General features: G+C 69.1%; 14 protein-coding genes. 7 read left to right on the top strand and 7 right to left on the bottom strand.

Translation table 11 applies throughout. From position 1 onward, the window contains the following. Window positions 1-16: 16 nt before the first annotated feature. Window positions 17-979 (bottom strand): N-acetyl-D-Glu racemase DgcA, encoded by a 963-nt coding sequence (gene dgcA / locus CDO87_RS13350; RefSeq protein ID WP_100929227.1) that lies wholly within the window; start codon window positions 977-979, stop codon window positions 17-19. A 153-nt stretch (window positions 980-1132) separates the two neighbouring features. Beyond that, complete coding sequence (gene dgcN / locus CDO87_RS13345) at window positions 1133-2134, bottom strand: N-acetyltransferase DgcN (protein WP_100929226.1); 1002 nt, start codon at window positions 2132-2134, stop codon at window positions 1133-1135. A gap of 251 nt (window positions 2135-2385) precedes the next feature. On the opposite strand from dgcN, the gene CDO87_RS13340 reads away from it, so the two are divergent. The 3 genes from CDO87_RS13340 (at window position 2386) to CDO87_RS13330 (ending at window position 6470) form a co-directional block, all read left to right on the top strand. Next, the gene (locus CDO87_RS13340) at window positions 2386-3345 is read left to right on the top strand and encodes an L-malyl-CoA/beta-methylmalyl-CoA lyase (protein WP_100929225.1); all 960 of its coding nucleotides are present in this window, start codon (window positions 2386-2388) and stop codon (window positions 3343-3345) included. Between the two features lie 366 nt (window positions 3346-3711). After that, a complete protein-coding gene (locus CDO87_RS13335; RefSeq protein WP_254698114.1) occupies window positions 3712-5085 on the top strand; it encodes a class I SAM-dependent methyltransferase in 1374 nt (457 codons plus the stop codon). After that, on the top strand, window positions 5085-6470 hold the full coding sequence (locus CDO87_RS13330) for a class I SAM-dependent methyltransferase (RefSeq protein ID WP_100929223.1): 1386 nt from the start codon (window positions 5085-5087) through the stop codon (window positions 6468-6470). Before CDO87_RS13335 ends, CDO87_RS13330 begins: the two co-directional genes overlap by 1 nt. Before the next feature lie 54 nt (window positions 6471-6524). Here CDO87_RS13330 and CDO87_RS13325 read toward each other — a convergent pair whose 3' ends face one another. Further along, window positions 6525-6977: an Lrp/AsnC family transcriptional regulator gene (locus tag CDO87_RS13325; RefSeq protein ID WP_100929222.1), complete on the bottom strand. Its 453-nt coding sequence runs from the start codon at window positions 6975-6977 to the stop codon at window positions 6525-6527. A 101-nt stretch (window positions 6978-7078) separates the two neighbouring features. Between CDO87_RS13325 and CDO87_RS13320 the strand changes: the two genes are divergently transcribed. After that, window positions 7079-7672: a LysE family translocator gene (locus CDO87_RS13320; protein WP_100929221.1), complete on the top strand. Its 594-nt coding sequence runs from the start codon at window positions 7079-7081 to the stop codon at window positions 7670-7672. 24 nt (window positions 7673-7696) lie between these two features. Here the strand turns inward: CDO87_RS13320 and CDO87_RS13315 are convergent, their stop codons facing one another. Beyond that, window positions 7697-8566, bottom strand: coding sequence for a GyrI-like domain-containing protein (locus CDO87_RS13315; RefSeq protein ID WP_100929220.1), 870 nt, complete (start codon window positions 8564-8566; stop codon window positions 7697-7699). 110 nt (window positions 8567-8676) lie between these two features. Here CDO87_RS13315 and CDO87_RS13310 point away from each other — a divergent pair, with 110 nt between their 5' ends. The 3 genes from CDO87_RS13310 (at window position 8677) to CDO87_RS13300 (ending at window position 11201) form a co-directional block, all read left to right on the top strand. Then, window positions 8677-9639 carry an acetyl-CoA carboxylase carboxyltransferase subunit alpha gene (locus CDO87_RS13310; protein WP_100929219.1) on the top strand — a complete coding sequence of 321 codons (963 nt, stop codon included), beginning with the start codon at window positions 8677-8679 and terminating at the stop codon, window positions 9637-9639. Window positions 9640-10044: 405 nt separating this feature from the next. Then, window positions 10045-10758: a cytochrome c biogenesis CcdA family protein gene (locus tag CDO87_RS13305; protein WP_100929218.1), complete on the top strand. Its 714-nt coding sequence runs from the start codon at window positions 10045-10047 to the stop codon at window positions 10756-10758. A gap of 35 nt (window positions 10759-10793) precedes the next feature. Beyond that, complete coding sequence (locus CDO87_RS13300) at window positions 10794-11201, top strand: thioredoxin family protein (protein WP_100929217.1); 408 nt, start codon at window positions 10794-10796, stop codon at window positions 11199-11201. A gap of 6 nt (window positions 11202-11207) precedes the next feature. Here CDO87_RS13300 and CDO87_RS13295 read toward each other — a convergent pair whose 3' ends face one another. The 3 genes from CDO87_RS13295 to CDO87_RS13285 form a co-directional block, all read right to left on the bottom strand. Further along, a complete protein-coding gene (locus CDO87_RS13295; protein ID WP_100929216.1) occupies window positions 11208-11780 on the bottom strand; it encodes a hypothetical protein in 573 nt (190 codons plus the stop codon). A gap of 190 nt (window positions 11781-11970) precedes the next feature. Continuing rightward, on the bottom strand, window positions 11971-12627 hold the full coding sequence (locus CDO87_RS13290; RefSeq protein WP_100929215.1) for a GntR family transcriptional regulator: 657 nt from the start codon (window positions 12625-12627) through the stop codon (window positions 11971-11973). Window positions 12628-12974: 347 nt separating this feature from the next. Continuing rightward, window positions 12975-13571 (bottom strand): hypothetical protein, encoded by a 597-nt coding sequence (locus tag CDO87_RS13285; protein ID WP_100929214.1) that lies wholly within the window; start codon window positions 13569-13571, stop codon window positions 12975-12977. Between the last annotated feature and the right edge of the window lie 70 nt (window positions 13572-13641).

The following is a 13641-nucleotide window of genomic DNA, read 5'->3' as shown; positions in this document are numbered from 1 at the left end:
TCCCTCGCGGCTCATGTCAGCCCCAGAGGGCCGCATCGGACGGGTGCACACCGGCCTCATCGTAGGTCAGCGGCGGATCGCGGTCCTCGGCCAGCAGCAGCGGCCCGTCGAGGTCGACCACATCCGCCCCCTGCGCCACCAGCACGGCAGGCGCCATCGCCAGGGACGATCCGACCATGCAACCGACCATGATCCCGTAGCCGCCGGCCAGCGCCGCGTCCCGCAGCGCCAGCGCCTCGGTCAGCCCGCCGGTCTTGTCGAGCTTGATGTTGACCACGTCGTACTTGCCCTTCAGCGCCGGCAGCGACGCCCTGTCATGGCAGCTCTCGTCGGCACACAGCGGCACGGGGCGCTCCAGCCCGATCAGCGCCTCGTCCTGACCGGCCGGCAGCGGCTGCTCCACCAGCGCCACACCAAGACGCACCAGGTGCGGCGCAAGGTCCGAATACACCTCCGCGCTCCAGCCCTCGTTGGCGTCGACGATGATCCGGGCCCCCGGCGCACCGCGCCGCACGGCCTCGAGCCGCGGCATGTCGTCGGGCGTCCCCAGCTTGATCTTCAGAAGCGGCCGGTGCGCGTGCTTGCGGGCCGAGGCCTCCATCCGCTCCGGCGCATCCAGCGACAGCGTGTAGGCGGTGATCTCGGGCCGCGGCGCCGCAAGTCCGGCCAGTTCCCAGGCCCGCTTGCCCGCCTGCTTCGCCTCGAGGTCCCACAGGGCACAGTCCACAGCGTTCCGCGCCGCCCCGGCCTCCAGCGCCTCCTGAAGGTCGGCCCGCGAAATACCCTCCGGCAGACCGGCGATCTGCGCGGCCACGCTGTCCAGCGTCTCGTCGTAGCGGGCGTAGGGCACACATTCGCCCCACCCGGTGATCCCGTCCCGGCTGACCGAAACCGTCAGCACCTGCGCTTCCGTCCGCGATCCGCGGCTGATGGTAAAGGCTTCCGCAAGGCGGAAGACGTCGCGCCTGACCTCGATCATGGGCACTCCCCCGTTTCTTCGCTTTGAAAATACTCGTCTCCGTCCGGGACACCAGTCCGGCGCCGGGACGGAAGACCTTGAAGGGACGGTGGGTGGGGCGATTTCCGAAGGAAGAGCGTCCGGCCGAAGGCCGGCCCACCCGCCGTCCGAGGGTCAGACCGCCGCCAGGGCCTGCGCCAGACGGTCGGCGCCGTGGCGGAACGGGTCCACCGTGGGCAGGCCCAGGCGCGCCTCGGTCTCCTCGCAGTAGCGCGCGGCCTCCTCTTCGCCCATGTGCTGGGTGTTGATCGACACGCCCACCACCTTGCAGTCCGGGTTGGCCACGTGCGCCATCGACAGCGCCGCGTCACGCACCTGTTCCAGCGTCGGCAGCGCATAGCCCGGCAGGCCGCGCATGTGCGTGCGGGTCGGCTCGTGGCAGAGGATCAGCGCGTCGGGCTGGCCGCCGTGGATCAGCGCCAGCGTCACCCCCGAGAAGGAGACGTGGAACAGGCTGCCCTGCCCCTCGATCACGTCCCAGTGGTCCTCGTCGTTGTCCGGCGTCAGCCATTCGATCGAGCCTGCCATGAAGTCGGCGATCACCGCGTCCAGCGGCACGCCGCCGCCGGTGATCAGGATGCCGGTCTGGCCGGTGGCGCGGAAGGTGCTCTTCATGCCCGCCTCGCGCATCGACTTGTCCAGCGCCAGCGCGGTGTACATCTTGCCGACGGAGCAGTCGGTGCCCACGGCCAGCACGCGCTTGCCCTTGCGCTTCGTGCCGTCGGCGATCGGGTACTCCACCACCGGCACGCGCACGTCGTGCAGGGTGCGGCCGGTCGCCTCGGCCACCGCCTTAAGGTCGGCCTCGTTGCGCAGCAGGTTGTGCAGGCCGGAGGCGAGGTCGAAGCCCTCTTCCAGCGCCTGCACCAGCACCTTCTTCCACGCGGCCGAGATCTTGCCGCCCCGGTTCGCCACGCCGATCACCAGCGTCTTCGCACCCGCGGCCTTTGCCTCTTCCAGCGTCATGTCCGGCAGTTTCATGTCGGCCTTGCAGCCTTCCATGCGGAACTGTCCGACACAGTTCTCCGGCCGCCAGTCGCGAATCCCCTGGGCCACCTTGGCAGCCAGCGGGTCCGGCGCGTCGCCGAGGAAAAGAAGATAAGGTGTCTGAATCATGATAGTCTCCGCAAATCGGTCTTGCGGGGATCATGATCGCAATCCGCCGCAACAGGCTTGCGATTACATGGGTCAAACCGGGTTTCTGGCAAGAATCAGCGAAAAAACCGGCAGTTTGGCGAAGAATCTCGCAACGGGCGAACGTCTGCATACCGCGGCACACGCATTTTGCTTGCGCAGCATACGGTAATTTAATAACCCGTCACGCGAAGCTCACGCAATTTCCTTACCCAACCGAAGGAGCCCTCCCCATGTCGTTCCGACTTCAGCCGATTGCGCCCGCCGTTCCGAATCGCTGCCAGCTTTTCGGGCCGGGGTCGCGCGAGTCGCTGTTCGAGAAGATGGCGGCCTCTGCTGCGGACGTCATAAACATCGACCTTGAAGATTCCGTTGCCCCCGGGGACAAGGACAAGGCCCGCGCGCAGACCATCGCCGCCACGCACGACATCGACTGGGGCAAGAAGACCCTCTCGGTGCGGATCAACGGGCTGGACACGCCGTTCTGGTACCGCGATGTCGTCGACCTGCTGGAGCAGGGCTCGGAGCGGATCGACCGCATCATGATCCCCAAGGCGGGCTGTGCGTCCGACATCTACGCCGTCGACGCGCTCGTCACCTCCATCGAGCGGGCGAAGGGCCGCACCAAACCCATCCGCTTCGAGTGCATCATCGAAACCGCCGCCGGCATCGCACATGTCGAAGAGATCGCCGCCGCCTCGCCGCGGCTCGAAGCCATGAGCCTCGGCGCGGCAGATTTTGCGGCCTCCATGGGCATGGCCACTACAGGTATCGGTGGCACGCAGGAAAACTACTACATGCACCGCGAGGGGCAGAAATACTGGTCGGACCCCTGGCACTGGGCGCAGGCCGCCATCGTCGCCGCCTGCCGGACCCATGGCGTGCTGCCGGTGGACGGGCCGTTCGGCGACTTCTCGGACGACGAGGGCTTCCGCGCGCAGGCGCTGCGGTCGGCCACGCTGGGCATGGTGGGCAAGTGGGCCATCCACCCCAAGCAGATCGCGCTGGCCAACGAGGTCTTCACCCCCACCGACGCCGCGGTGGAGGACGCCCGCGCCATCCTGACGGCCATGCAGGAGGCCACCGCGCGCGGCGAAGGCGCCACGACCTACAAGGGCAAGCTGATCGACATCGCCTCGATGAAACAGGCGGAGGTCATCGTGAAACAGGCCGACCTGATCGCCAGCATGTGACAGGCCCGCGGCGGGGGATGCCGCATCGGCTGAACATCGTCGGAACGGACAGAACGGGGCGTCAACCACGCCCCGTTAACCATTTCTTATGGTGAGTCCCGGCCGTTTCGACCCCCTGAACCGGCCGGTTGTTAACCATCGAACGGTGCCCTTCCGGCGTTTTCCCGGCAAAACCGCCCGTATCCCGCGAATTTCCGCGCCGCAGCACAAATTGCCGATCACAGCCGCGTGACCTCAGCCACCTTCCGACCTGTCCGATGCACACGGGGCGGGTCCGGAAACCCTGCCCTTGCCTTTCAGCCGACTTCCTCGCAGGCTTGCCTCAATTCGACAAAAATCAGTTTTGATCCGGGGATGGGAACACGCATGTCTGACTGGTCCGCTGGCTACCCGACCGACTCCGTCTACGTCGACGCCATCCAGCCCGCGATCTCGCCCTGGCGCTGGCACCAGTCGCTGGCCTTTGCCGGGCGCGACGCGCCGGACCCGGGCAAGCCCTTCCGCTTCCTCGAACTGGGCTGCGGGTCGGCGACGACGCTGATCGCGCTGGCCGCCGCCTATCCGTGGGCGGAGTTCACAGGCTACGACTTCATGCCCGAATGCGTGATGCAGGCCAACGCGCTGATCGCGGAGACCGGGCTGACCAACGTGGAGGTGCGGGAGGGCAGCTTTGCCGAGATGGCGCTGGAGCCCCCCGCAGAGAAATACGACTTTGCCTGCACGCATGGCGTCTGGACGTGGGTGCCGGAGGCGTTCCGCCGCGACATCGTTGCGGTCATGGGGCGGTGGATGGCGCCGGGCGCGGTGTTCTACGTGGGTTACAACACCGCGGCGGGCTGGGCCGCGTCCGAACCGATCCGCAAGATCTTTGCCGAGGCGCCGAAGGGCGCGCCGGGCAATCCCTATGGCCCCGCGCGGGAGGCCGTGTCGCACTGGCTGACTCTGATGGGCGATGCCAACCCGGGCGTCCGGGCGCACTGGGCGACCATGGCCGACCGCGACGACCATTTCCTGGCGCACGAGCTGGGCAACCCTCACGGCACCGGCGTCTGGATGGAGGAGGTGGCCGCCCCCCTTGCCGATGCCAAGATGACCTATGGCGGCCCCGCCGTGCTGGCCGAGAACATGGACGGTCCCTTCCTCGACGAGCCGCGGCTGGAGATGCTGCGGCAAGCCGTGGCGGACGGCTGGGGCGAGGCGGCGCGCGACATGCTGCATGGCCGCTTCTTCCGCAAGGACCTGTTCCACCGGGGCGCGCCCTTCCTCGGCGCGTCGGAGATGGTGGCGCGGATGCGCGCGCTGGAGGTCGTGCCCTGGGACCTGGAGATCCGGCTGACCACGCATCTGGGCATTTACCGGCGGCTGAAGCATCACCTGCAGGACAACCTTGTCGCCGCGCTGCACGCCCGCGCGGCAGAGGGGGCGACGCTGGGCGACTGCGCGGACATGCTGGGCGACAACCCGGCGCAGACCTTCCAGATCGCGATGCTGGCCTTTGCCTCCGGCAAGCTGCTGGACCGGCGTCCGGCCGATCAGATCGCGGCGGCGGAGGACGGCTGCGACAGCTTCAACATGGCGATGCTGCGGCGATTGCAGCGCGGAGAGTCCGCGCCGGGCCTCGTGTCGCCGGTGATCGGCAGCCCGATCCAGATGCAGGAGGAGGCGCACCGCGCCGCCCTGGCCGAGGGCGAGCCCGGCCCGGACCTTGCGCGGCGGCTGCGCGTGCTGGGGGTGGCGTGATGTCCGACTGGTCTCAGGGATACCCGACCGACAGCGCCTACATCGACGCCATACAGGTGGAGATCACGCCGTGGCGGTGGGCGCAGGCGATGCACTTCGGCGGGCTCCGCTGCCCCGATCCGGGCAAGCCGTTCCGCTTCCTCGAGCTGGGCTGCGGGTCGGCAATGACGCTGATCGCGCTGGCCGCCGCCTACCCCTGGGCGGAGTTCACCGGCTACGACTTCATGCCCGAACACATCGTCATGGCGAACCGGCTGATCGACGAGATCGGCCTGACCAACATCGAGGTGCGGGAAGGCAGCTTTGCGGAGATGGCCGCCGACCCGCCCGCCGAAAAATACGATTTCGCCGCAGCGCACGGCGTCTGGGCCTGGGTCCCGCCGGACGTTCGGGAGGAGATCGTCGATGTGCTGGGCACGTGGATGGCGCCGGGGTCGGTGGCCTATTTCGGCTACAACGCCGCGGCGGGCTGGTGCTCGGCCGCGCCGATCCGCAAGATCTTCCGCTCGGCCCCGCTGGCGCGGTCGGCGGACGCGCGCTACGGCGCGGCGCGGGCCGCCACGCAGGCCTGGGTCGACATGGTGGGCGACGGCTATCCGCAGATGCGGCTTCTGTGGAACAAGCTGAGCGAGGCGCCGGACCATTTCCTTGCGCATGAGATCGCCAGTTCCTTCGGCACCGGGCAGTGGATGGAGGACCTCGGCCGGCCACTGGAGCGGGCGAAGATGGCCTTTGCCGGACCGGCGGTGCTGGTGGAGCACATGGACGCGCTCTACCTCGACGCCGCCGAGATGGACTTCCTGAAGAAGGCGGTGGAGGGCGGCTGGGCCGAGACGGCGCGCGACCTGCTGCTGCGCCGGACCTTCCGCAACGACCTGTTCCACCGCGGCGCGATGCGGATGCCCGGCCCGGCCATGGTGGCCGCGATGCGCGACCTTAAGGTGGTGGCCTGGGACGAGGCGCTCGACATGGGCACGCATCCCTCGGTCGGCGATCAGCTGAAGCGCGGTTTGCCCGATGACGTGCTGGCCGGGCTGAAGCAGGTGGCCGGGGACGGCGGGCGGACCTTCGGCGACTGCATGGCGGCACTGGACGTGGACACGCCACAGGCCTTCCAGGCGGTGATGACGGCCTACGTGTCGGGCGCGCTTCTGGACCTGCGGCCCGAGGCCCAGCGACAGGCCGCGCAGGACGGCTGCGACGGGTTCAACGCCGCGATGCTGCGCCGCCTGAAGGCCCGCAAGCCGATGCCGGGCTTCGTGTCGCCCGCCTGGGGCGGCCCGATCCAGTTCGGGGTGAAGGCGCATCGCGCGGTCGTCGCGGGCGAGGCGGAGGACAGCTTTGGCCTGAAGGACCGGCTTGCGACGCTGGGGATCACGGTCTGACGGCGGTCAGGTGCGCCCGTCCTTACGCCCGCCGGTCCTCAGGCCCGCCAGTCCTCAAGCCCGCATGTCCTTGGGCGAGCCCATCACCACGTAGGTCGTCAGCCGGTCCACCTGTGGCAGCGCGCCGAGGATCTCCGTGTGGAAATGCTTGTAGGCGGTCAGGTCCGCGACCTCGACCCGCAGGAGATACTCCACCGCGCCGGTGATGTTGTGGCATTCGACCACCTGCGGGGCGGCGGTCATCGCGCGCTCGAACGCCTCCTGCGAGGCCTTGGTGTGCTGGTTCAGCCCGACCGAGAGGTAGGCCACGAACCCCGTCCCCGTCTTGCCGGGATCGAGCACGGCGCGATAGCCCGCGATCACGCCCGCCTTCTCCAGCGCCTGGGTGCGGCGCAGGCAGGCAGAGGGCGACAGCCCCACCCGTTCCGCCAGCATGAGGTTGGACAGGCGGCCATCGGCCTGAAGCTCGCGCAATATCCTGCGGTCGATGTGGTCAAGTTCGGTCATGGATTGCGTGATAACACGTTCCGCGCGGCATTTCGCAATTTCATGGCGCGGCGATTGCGTCAGAGTTGCGCCAAAGCCGCACGACCCGGAAGCGCCCCGCCATGACCTTCGACATCCTCCCCGCCCTCGCGGGCTTTGCCGCCGCCTCCTTGTTCACACCGGGGCCGAACAACCTGATGCTGGTCGCCTCGGGCGCCAACTTCGGCATCCGCCGGACGCTGCCGCACCTGTCGGGCGTGGTGCTGGGGTTCCCGCTGATGATCGTGCCGGTGGGCCTGGGGGCGATGCGGCTCTTCGATCTCTGGCCGCCCGCCTACACGGTGCTGAAGACGCTGGCCGTGGTCTACCTGCTGTATCTTGCGTGGAAGATCGCCAACGCCGGAGAGGTCCGGGATGCGGAGGCAGAGGCCCGCCCCATGACCTTCGCGCAGGCGGCGGCCTTCCAGTGGGTCAACCCCAAGGGCTGGAGCATGGCGCTAGGGGCGATCACGCTTTATGCGCCGGGCCGGGACGTGGCCGGGGTGCTGTTCGTGGCGGCGGTCTTCCTGACGCTGGGCATGGTGTCGGGCTTCGTCTGGACCAGCTTCGGCACCGGCATCCGCCGCTGGCTGGCCGACCCGGCGCGCCTGCGATGGTTCAACGTGACCATGGCGGTGCTGCTGGTCGCCGCCATGGTGCCGGTGCTCTTCGGCTGAGACCTTTGCGGGCGCGCCCGGCGCTCAGGCCAAAGGCACGCGGATCTCGGTCAGCAGATCCTCCGGCGCCGTGTCCATGGGATTGTTGAGGTAATACTCGTACGGCGGCCGGTCGGCGGGCAGACGTCCCGAGGCAGGCAGCGCCGTGCCGTAGAGATCGCCCCAGGCGGCGGGCAGCCCGGTGTAGGGCCCGCGCATCGTCAGCACCAGGTGCTCGCCGCCCGGGACATCCACCCGGGTCAGGTCGTCGGGCATCTCGAACCCCTCGGCCACGTCCATCCCGGCGGTGCTGCGCAGTTCCGCCTGCGGCGTGTCCTCCGGGCTGTCGTGGTAGATCCCGACAAGCGCGCGCGCCTGCGGGAACAGCCCCCGCGTGGCGAAGAGGGTGGCAAGGTCGGAAAAGCTCCGCCCGATCTCGTGGTAGGGGCCGCGATGCTCCAGCGCGGCAAGGCGCAGCGCCGGGCAGACGCGCAGTTCGGTCGGGTAGGTGTCGGTCATGTCGGTGACTCCGGTGGGGACGGTCGTGAAGGTCATCGCTTCGGCGGTGCTGCGCCCGGCCTGGCGGAAGGCAGTGGGCGTCATGCCGTAAAGCGCCTTGAACGCTCGCACGAAACTGTCGGCATTGTCGTAGCCGCTGCGGGCGGCGATCCGGTCCACGGGGTCGGTGCCGCGCGTCAGGTCGAAGGCGGCGCGGTGCAGCCGCAACCGGCGGACGGCCTGTGCCGCGGTCTCGCCGGTCATGGCGTGGAAGACCCGCGCGAAGTGGAAGCGCGACATGCCCGCCACCTCGCAGAGCGCATCGAGCGAGAGGTCGCCGTCGGGGTGGTCGGCGATGTGCCGGATCACCCGGCGCAGGCGGGATTCGTAGGACGTGGCAGGCGGCTGGGCGGTCATGGGTGCTCCTTTCGGCGCCACCCTGCACCGGGCGGGGGCGACAAATCTTGCTTTGTTGCGTTCCGCTGTTGCAAGCGCCATATAGCGCCCAGCATCATGGAGGACACCGCATGGCCAACTACCTCGATTTCGAGAAGCCGCTGGCGGAGATCGAAGGCAAGGCGGAAGAACTGCGCGCGATGGCGCGCGAGAACCCCGGCATGGACGTGGAAGCCGAGGCGAAGGCGCTCGACAAGAAGGCCGATGCGCTGCTCAAGGACCTCTACGCCAAGCTGTCGCCCTGGCGGAAGTGCCAGGTCGCGCGCCACCCGGAACGCCCGCACTGCAAGGACTACATCGAGGCGCTGTTCACCGAGTACACGCCGCTGGCCGGCGACCGGAACTTCGCCGACGACCACGCGGTGATGGGCGGGCTGGCGCGGTTCAACGACGAGCCGGTGATGGTGATCGGCCACGAGAAGGGCCATGACACCTCGTCCCGGATCGACCGCAACTTCGGCATGGCCCGGCCCGAGGGCTACCGCAAGGCGGTGCGCCTGATGGACATGGCGGACCGCTTCGGCCTGCCGGTGGTGACGCTGATCGACACGCCCGGCGCCTACCCCGGCAAGGGCGCCGAGGAACGCGGCCAGTCCGAGGCAATCGCCCGGTCGACGGAGAAATGCCTGCAGATCGGCGTGCCGCTGGTGACCGTGGTCATCGGCGAGGGCGGCTCGGGCGGGGCGGTGGCCTTCGCCACGGCGAACCGCGTCGCGATGCTCGAACATTCGGTCTACTCGGTGATCTCGCCCGAGGGCTGCGCCTCGATCCTGTGGAAGGACGCCGAGAAGATGCGCGAGGCCGCGGAGGCGCTGCGCCTGACCGCGCAGGACCTCTACCAGCTGGGCGTCTGCGACCGGATCATCCGCGAACCGAAAGGCGGCGCGCACCGCGACCGCGATGCGGTGCTCGCCTCCGTGGGCGAGGCCATCGCGACCATGCTGAAGGAACTGGGCGGCGCGAAACGCGGCGAACTGGTGCAGGCCCGCCGGGCGAAATACCTGAACATGGGCGCAAAGGGGCTGGCGGCCTGACCGGCCGCCCTCCCGATCCCACCGCCCACTGTTCCTCTCCCCAACAAGGCCGCGCCGGCAGGGCGCGCCCCGCCCCGGCCTCCGCCTGACGAAAGCCGGTGCCCCGCGCACTTTTGCGCGCCCGGACTCCCCGTCCAAAGGCGCACCTCCCCGCGCCAACGCCTCAACGCATCCCGGCACTTCCGCCCACGTGCTGCCCCACACCGCACCGCGCCTCAGCACCCTCACCCTTCCCTGCTTCTTTGCTTCAAAAATACTCCGGGGAGCGCGAGGGGCCGGCCCCTCGCTCCCGTCCGCACCACAGGCGCCACCGCCTGCCCCCTGAAACAATCGCTGGCGCGGACGTGACCCTGCGTCAGCCGTTTGCCCGGTGACAGCGGCCGCGTGCTCGGGTCATATCTCCCCATGGAACTCGTCTTCGCATATGGCGCGGGGCTGCTGACGCTCATCAACCCCTGCGTGGTGCCGGTGCTGCCGATCGTGCTGGCGGGCGCGCTGCAGGCCAGTCCGCGCGGGCCGCTGGCGATGGCGGCGGGGATGTCGCTGTCGTTCGTGATCCTCGGCGTGACCGTCACCGCCTTCGGGCACCTTGTCGGCCTCGACGTGGAGACGATCTCGAAGGCCGGGGCGGTGCTCATGGTGGTCTTCGGGCTGGCGCTGCTGGTGCCGCGGGCGGGGGCCGTGCTGGCCGGGGCCACGGCGGGGATGGCGGCGCGCGCCGACATGCGGATGGACGGTGTCGACCGCAGCGGGCTGCGGGGGCAGTTCCTCGGCGGACTGCTGCTCGGCGCGGTCTGGAGCCCCTGCATCGGCCCGACGCTGGGCGGCGCCATCGCGCTTGCCTCGCAGGGCGAGAGCCTCCTGCGGGTCACGGCGATCATGGCGGCCTTCGCCATGGGCGTCTCCACCCTGATCCTCGGGCTGGCCTACGGCACGCGCGGTGCCATCGGGCGGCACAACGCGACGCTCCGGCGGCTGGCGGTCTCGGCCCGGCCGGTGCTGGGCGTGGTCTTTGCCGCCACCGGGCTGGCGCTCCTCTTCAACCTCCACCATATGGTCGAGGCCTGGCTGATCGGCGTTCTGCCCGGCTGGCTGATCGACCTTTCCGTTTCGCTCTGACCCTTTCCTCCCGACCCTTGCCAAAGGAGTTTCCCATGCACCGCCGCAGCTTCCTGACCCTGACCGCGGGCGCGCTCGCCCTGCCCTTCGCCGCCCGCGCCGCGCTGGAGTACACGCCCGGCCTCACCACCCAGCGGCTCGCCGCCGGAGAGACGCTGTTCCTCGACTTCCGGGCAAGCTGGTGTTCGACCTGCGCCGCCCAGCAGCGCGTCCTGACCGAGCTCAAGCAGGAGAACCCGGCCTACGAGCAGAACATCACCTTCATCGACGTGGACTGGGACATCCACGGCAAGGGCGAACTGTCGCGCATGCTGAACATCCCGCGCCGCTCCACCCTCGTCGTTCTGAAGGGCGAGCGGGAACTGGGCCGTCTCGTCGCGCAGACCGGCAAGGCGGAGATCAAGGCGCTGATGGACACCGCGCTCGGCGCCGCGACCTCCTGATCCGCGCTACAGCACGCTCTCCAGCCCGAGTGACGCGATGAGCCGGTAATACGCGATGGCCACCGCCGCGAAGGCCGCGATCTGGATCAGCTCCCGCTTGAAGGCGTGGGAGTGAAAGAACGCCCGGTCGCGGTGGTGGAGCACGTCCATCAGCTCGTCCCCGATCCGCACCGACAGGAAGGTCCCGGCGGCGGACAGCGCCACGACGCCCCAGTAGGGCCAGGGGTGCACGAGGATCTGGTGGAACAGCCGGGTCAGGACCGTGGTGTCGAAATATGCCGGCGCCAGCAGCAGCGTCGCGCCGACGATGCCGCCCGCCAGTGCCCAGACCGCCAGTTCCGAGATCACCATGCGGATGCCGAACAGCACACGCAGCGGGAAATCCAGCAGGAAACCCGCGTCGGCGATGGGGGTGCAGAGCACGAAGAACGCCCATGTCAGCCCCGCCGTGACGGCGCCCGTCGCCGCATCGAAACGCACCCAGAGATAGGCGAAATAACCGGCGATCAGCGCCAGCAGCAGCAGGAACTTGAACAGCACCTGGCGGCGCGGCGGGCTGGCGGAGGGATCTGACGGCATGGCGGCTCTTTCCGGAGGGGGCGATGCGGTCCCGGGGTATGCGCGCCCCTGCCTGTGGCCACAAGCGGGCGTCTTGACGCGGCGTGACCGGATGGCCACGGGCGGGCGGGTTTGTAGGGCGGGCCTTCGGGCCGCCTTCCGCCGGACATACGCAGGACGGGCGGGCGGTGCGCCGGCCTTCGCGGGTTCGTCAGATGCGGTCTGCGATCATCCTCAAGCCCTGCGTCACGTCTGTGCGCACCGCCAGCCTCAGGCCGGGCTCGTCCCCGGCCTTCAGCGCGGCGATGATCAGCCGGTGGTACTGCGGCGGATCGGTGCGGCGCAGGCGGCTGTAGAGCGCGCGCATCGTCGGCCCCAGTTGCAGCCAGACGGTTTCGCACATGGCCAGCATCGCGGGCGCCTGCGCGCGCAGGTAAAGCGCGCGGTGGAATTCCAGGTTCGTGCGGATGTAGGCCACCGCGTCGCGGTTCGACACCGCGTCGGCGATCGTGGCGTTGATGGTCTGCAGCCGGTCGATCAGCGCCATGTGCGCCCGCGGCAGCGCGCGGGAGGCCAGCTCGACCTCGAGGAGCGCACGCAGCGCCGCCAGTTCCTCGATCCGTTCGTTGGACAGTTCCGGCGTGGCGACGCGGCCCGAGTTCGACATGGACAGTGCGCCTTCGGCCACCAGCCGGTTCACCGCCTCGCGCGCGGGTGTCATGGAGACGTCGAATTCCTTGCCGATGCCGCGCAGGGTCAGCGCCTGCCCCGGCCCGATCTGGCCGTGCATGATCCGGGTCCGGAGCCCGCGATAGACGCGGTCGTGGGCAGAGGCGGTGACTTCGGTCTTCAGGGGAACGGTTTGCATGGGCGCATGTGATCACAAATTCGCGGCAGGTCAATCGGTCTCTGCGCGGCGCGGGTGGGCGGGAAAACTTCAGAATGACGCAACGTCAAGTTGAATTTTCTGAAACTGCCTCGCCACCGCGTTCGTGGATAGGGTCAAGCGCCGGGCCGGACAGGCCCCGGCAAGGGATCGGAGGGCGTCCGGGGCGCGTCCTTCGTTCGGATGCGGTGCCGGTTCAAGACACACACCTGCGGCACCCTCCGGCTTGTCATGTACCTGGGTATGTGAAGAGCCCCAAACCAGACCATGCCCGGGCATGGCAGGGAAAGGGAGGGCTGCAGCCCTCCCTTTTCTATGGCGGCGAAGGCTCAGACGGCGATCTCGGTGTGCGGCGTCCAGGCGGTGCGGAACGGCGGGCTTTGCAGGATGCACCGGATGCGCGGGTCGTCGCGCGTCCGCTCCGGCGGGTGGAAATAGAGGTCGGCATAGGCGTCGGCGAACCGCTCCTGCGTGCCCTGGGTGATGCCGGTGTGCGGCTGCCGGGCCAGCAGGCGGAAGCCCTCGGGATCGTTGCGCATGATCCAGCTCAGCGCGCCATAGCTCCAGTCGACGAGGTGCCCCAGTTCGTGCAGCAGCGTGTAGTGCTTGCCGCCGGGGCGGTTGTTGATCGGCCGCTGGCGCGGATCGAAGCTGTCGATGTCGAGCATGATCCAGAAGCGGCGCTGGTGCGGCGAGAGGTCCCTCCAGCCGCGCTGCGCCGCATTGGTGGAGCCGCCGGCGTATTCGCGCATCTCTCCCGAGCGTTCGTCGCGCACCTGCCGGTCGCGGATCACGATGCGTTGCAGGCTGCGCAGGTGATCCGCCGGGACGCAGCGCAGCGTGTGGGAAAGGCGTTCCTGCTGTTCGGCGGTGATCGGCAGGCCTTCGAGCGGGATGGCCCCCGCGCGGGAGTGGAGCATGGTCATCGGACCCTCCTTCGGGTGTGACTTTACTACCTTAAGATGTGGGGACGGCGCGCACGCCTGCACAGGCAGG

This window comes from Sagittula sp. P11 (assembly GCF_002814095.1).
Taxonomy (GTDB): Bacteria; Pseudomonadota; Alphaproteobacteria; order Rhodobacterales; family Rhodobacteraceae; genus Sagittula.
This window is presented reverse-complemented; position numbering and strand designations above follow the sequence as displayed.